General features: G+C 64.6%; 2 protein-coding genes and 3 pseudogenes. 3 read left to right on the top strand and 2 right to left on the bottom strand.

Annotated elements, in window-relative coordinates; genetic code table 11:
* Positions 1-360 precede the first annotated feature (360 nt).
* Positions 361-753, bottom strand: coding sequence for a hypothetical protein (locus WDW90_RS35190; protein WP_336492376.1), 393 nt, complete (start codon positions 751-753; stop codon positions 361-363).
* Between the two features lie 181 nt (positions 754-934).
* Positions 935-1072, bottom strand: a pseudogene (locus tag WDW90_RS41040) (IS630 family transposase); the annotation flags it as partial.
* 26 nt (positions 1073-1098) lie between these two features.
* Here WDW90_RS41040 and WDW90_RS35185 point away from each other — a divergent pair.
* The 3 genes and pseudogenes from WDW90_RS35185 to WDW90_RS35175 all read left to right on the top strand — a co-directional run.
* Positions 1099-1284 (top strand): annotated as a pseudogene (locus tag WDW90_RS35185) (YhjD/YihY/BrkB family envelope integrity protein); the annotation flags it as partial.
* Between the two features lie 417 nt (positions 1285-1701).
* Positions 1702-3660 (top strand): AI-2E family transporter, encoded by a 1959-nt coding sequence (locus WDW90_RS35180; protein ID WP_336492375.1) that lies wholly within the window; start codon positions 1702-1704, stop codon positions 3658-3660.
* A gap of 21 nt (positions 3661-3681) precedes the next feature.
* A pseudogene (locus tag WDW90_RS35175) lies at positions 3682-4217 on the top strand (IS5 family transposase); the annotation flags it as partial.
* Positions 4218-4618: the final 401 nt, after the last annotated feature.

Below are 4618 nucleotides of genomic sequence, written 5' to 3'. Positions count from 1 at the left end.
CACGACGGCCGCATGGTACGCCAAACCAAAGCCGACCTTCATCGACGCCCTCGCGGCGGTTCGCTACGCGCTCTGGCGTGAACAGACTTCTGTGATGTCTTGTCGCCAGAGCCACAGACCGAAACGGCGCTTCGTCTTGCCCCGCCCCTGGGCCTACGTCCTCTGCCAAGCCGCATAATCGGCCAAAGTCGAGCTTAGTATCTATGCTCGCCTAAAACCCTCGAAGGAGCGCTCACCGGAAGCGGTCCTGCCTGAGCGTCTTGCCGTCAAACCAGCGCTGGCCAACCCGCACTCCAAGCTGCCCGACCCGGAAGCTCTCTGTGTCGTCGCAGATGCCAAGGAGGTTTCGCATCAAATTAACTATGAGCCCTGCGCCGTCAGCGTCAAACGACGGGCAGTCCATCGGCCCGAGCAGAGGGAGGAGACCTTCCAGGTGCCAGCACCGGACTGTGCCTGGAGCCGACCCGAGGCCGCTCCGTTCGTAGATCCGTTCGAGACGTTCAGGCCGACCGTGCCATCCTGTCCAACGCGCCCGGTAATACGCGTCGTACCATCGACGGCCAACTTCAGGCGGACCTGACCTTCCTGAACGGCAAGCGAGTAGCTGTAGCGACTATCGCAGAGACCACTCTCGGTCACGAGTTCCACAGTCCAGCTACCGTTGAAGTTCTTCGGCTCTGCGGCTGAGGCCGGGAAGAGCAACGAGGTCGACAGGACAGCGGTGAGCGCGATGACGGTGACGATCTTCGACATGCGGGACCTTCGGCAAAGAATGGGTGCCGGACCATGAGGCGACCAACAATGATATGATGGGTTATGGATGGCTATCTGGAAGGGAAAACGCAAGTTGAAGGCCAAAAGTTCAAATTATAATTCTCATATTTCGCCTAGAGCGCTGCTGTAGAAGCCTAAATCAGATTAGAGCTGGGCCCGCTCATTTAGCGACGGCCAAGTCGTCTTCGTACCCGGCGGCTGCGAGATATTTGCGGCACTCGCAGGATGTGAAGCGGGCGAAGGCCTTTCGGAGGTTAACAAAGTCTGAAACGAGGCCCGGATCAGCCCGTCCTGCGGCTCACGCCCGCGTTTGCGACAGGCCCCGGCTCCCTCGGTGCCGTGATCGGCTTCATGACTTGGATCTGGATCTCGACGACCATCGTGCTGCTCGGTGCCGAGGTGAACGCTGAGATGGAGCACCAGACGGCCAAGGATACCACGACTGGCAAGCCAGAGCCGCTCGGTGCACGTAAGGCGAAGGTAGCCGATACAGTAGCCGCGTCGGCCTGAGACACGAATCCTTTGGCAACACGCACCGCATCATTGACAGCGGCGGCCGTCTAGCCGCGCTGGTCCACCTGAGGATTGACCCTGACCCAGCAAACTGGTCCGCGCTGAACGCAAGTTTTCGGGCATCCTGGATCTGCCCCGGTTTGTGGTCCCAGGTCGATGCGGAATAAGTCCCGAGGCCTTCATTCGCAGCTCGCGCCGATGGCCGTGAGTGCGCCGACACCCGCAGCGTCGTTTCGGTTCTCGCCAAACGGCACTCGCCCGTCCGGTCCATGAGCGACGTGTGTCATGGATGCAATACCGTCGAGGAGACATCCGTGATGCCTTCGGGGTGGGGGGAGGCGGGGCCGAAACGCGTCCAGGCGCGTTGAAGACCTGCGTCAAGAAGCCGGGCGCCAAGTCCTGGGAGTTCCTCGCATGCCGACCGACGATGCCGTTGCCGTTCGACCGCCCGCCTGGGTTCCCCCGCCACTCGTGCCCGGCCTCCGTGGCCTGCTGACCCTCGCGGTCGGCGTGGTCCTCGTCGCCGCGCTCTATTTCGGACGCGAGGTGTTCATTCCGCTCGTGCTGGCGGTTCTCCTCAGCTTCGTGCTGGCGCCCGTGGTCAACCTGCTGCGGCGGATCAAGCTCGGACGGGTCCCGTCCGTCATCGTGGCCGTCCTGCTAGCCCTCGCGGTCACCGGCGGCATCGGTGCCCTCATCGGCACGCAGGTCGCCGGGCTCGCCGGCAACTTGCCGCAGTACCAGGCCACGGTGCAGAAGAAGTTCACCGGCCTGCAGCAGGGCTGGCTCGGCGACGCGAACCGCGTCCTGCAGAAGTTCAGCCACCAGGTCCACGACGCCACCCAGAAGGCCGATGCCGCCGGCACCACCGCGGCGACCGGTCCGGCCGGCGACACGCCGAAGGCACAGCTCGTTCGGGTTCAGGAGCCCGAGATCTCTCCCCTCGCGCTGGCCGAGAAGGTGCTCGGGCCCATCTTCGAGCCGTTGACGACCATCGGCATCGTCCTCGTCGTCGTCGTGTTCTTGCTCCTGCAACGCGAGGATCTGCGCAATCGAATGATCCGCCTGTTCGGATCGAGCGACCTGCATCGGACCACCGTCGCCATGGACGACGCGGCGGGACGTCTGGGCACCTACTTCCTGGCCCAGCTCGGCATGAACGCCGTTTTCGGCGTCATCATCGGCGTGGGTCTCTGGTTCATTGGCGTGCCCAATCCGCTGCTGTGGGGCGTGTTCTCCGCGCTGATGCGCTTCGTGCCCTACATCGGCGCCTTCATCTCAGGGATCCTGCCCCTTGCCCTGTCTGCAGCGGTCGATCCAGGTTGGTCGATGGTGATCGCCACCGCCGCCCTGTTTGTCGTCGCTGAGCCGCTGTTCGGGCAGGTCATCGAGCCGCTCCTCTATGGGCACTCAACCGGGCTCTCGCCCTTTGCCGTCATCGTCTCGACCCTGTTCTGGGGCTTCCTGTGGGGCCCCATCGGCCTGATCCTGGCGACCCCGTTCACGGTCTGCCTGGTGGTGCTTGGTCGCCACGTCGACAGCCTGGAGTTCCTCGACATCATGCTCGGCGACCGACCGCCGCTGACGCCGGTGGAGAACTTCTACCAGCGCATGCTAGCTGGCGACCCTGACGAGGCCCGTGACCTTGGCGAAGTGATGCTGAAGGAGCGTTCGCTGTCCTCGTACTACGACGAGGTGGCGCTAAAGGGGCTGCAACTTGCCGCCAACGACTTTGCGCGCGGGGTGGTCACGCCTCCGCAACTGGAAAACATCCGCGCCTCTGCAAGGTCCCTGGTCGAAGACTTCGAGGACCATGCCGACGTCGAGCCCCAGGGCGACGACAAGGCGGTCAACCCGAACGCGACGCCCACCCTGGCGGAGCGAGCCCACCCGAAGAACGAGGCCGTGCCCGGGCAGGCGCCGCCGCGCGAGGCCCTCCCGGAGGCGTGGCGCGGCGAGGCGCCCGTGCTGTGCGTGACGGGACGCGGACCACTCGACGAGGCCTCCTCCGCGATGCTGGCCCAGTTGCTGCGCAAGCATGGGCTCGGGGCGCGGGTAGCCGGTTACGACGCCGTATCGCGCGAACGCATCCGCGATCTTGACCTGGCGGGCGTGGCGATGGTGTGCATCTCCTACCTCGACATCACCGGTAACCCGGCGCACCTGCGCTACCTCCTGGAGCGGCTGAGGCGGCGTGCTCCGGGTATACCGGTTCTCGTCGGGCTTTGGCCGGTGGGCGAGAAGGTTCTCAGCGACGCGGCAGTGGGACGCGAGGTCGGCGCCCACGCCTACGTGCCGTCGCTGAGGGAAGCTGTGGAAGCGTGCCTCAGGGTAGCGTCGGCAGAGGCGACCCCGGCGAGGGTCGCCGCCTGAGGGCCCGTGAGACGGTCGCACCGGCATCGCGGCGTGCAACTCGGCATGGTGTTTCTCGACGGCACCAGCGTGCGCGCTCACCAGAAGGCGGCCGGGGCTGCGCGAAGGGGGGATCTCAAGCTGAGCGAGATCATCGTGAGGCGCTTGGCCGCTCTCGTGGCGGCTATGGGACCAAGGCTTGCGTGATCGCCGATGGCGCGGGTCGCGCCATCGCCTTCCGGATCGCGCCTGGGCAAGCACATGAGCTGCCCCAGGCCATCCCGCTGCTCGATCAGCTGCCCGGCGTGCCGAGGTGGGTGGTGGGCGACCGCGGCTACACCAGCCATCACTTCCGTGAACATATCTGAGGCATGGGCGCACGGCCTGCGATCCCGCCGCAGCGGCATGAGGCTCCTGTCGCCTGTCCGGAGTGGATCGACAACAACCGCAACCGGGTCGAGCGCCTCTGGGCGCGATTGAAGGAGTGGCGCGCTGTTGCCACGCGATACGAGAAGACCGCCACCAGCTTCGCCGGTGTCCTCTACCTTGCCACCGCACTCGACTGGCTCAAGTCATAACAGGCCGTAGCGGTCATATCCTTCAAAGCCATGGTATCGAAGGTCCGCATAAGGTCACTCCGAGGCATTCACCTAAGCCGGGCGGAACGTCCGATTACCTGCAGCTTGAGCCCCGAAGCGGACATGCCGCTTTCGGCCATAGCAGGTCGTCGCGGCCAGCTTTGTCCGACCGCCGGGAAGCGCACCGGCCAAGGCTTCCGTTGGATGGCAAGTCAGCACGAGTTCACCAGCTGAAGTTTCGCTGCGGCCCGTAGGAAACCTGGCACTACATGTCTGGAAAACCGTCGTTTTCTCGACATTATGCCTGGTTGAACTGTGTCGCTGCACCGAGCTGGAACATGCGCCTCAGCCCGTCGCTTCCTCACGGAACAGGAAAGCGAACTGATGCCCTCAGCAGTAAT

This window comes from Methylobacterium nigriterrae, assembly GCF_037106235.1.
Lineage (GTDB): Bacteria > Pseudomonadota > Alphaproteobacteria > Rhizobiales > Beijerinckiaceae > Methylobacterium > Methylobacterium nigriterrae.
This window is presented reverse-complemented; position numbering and strand designations above follow the sequence as displayed.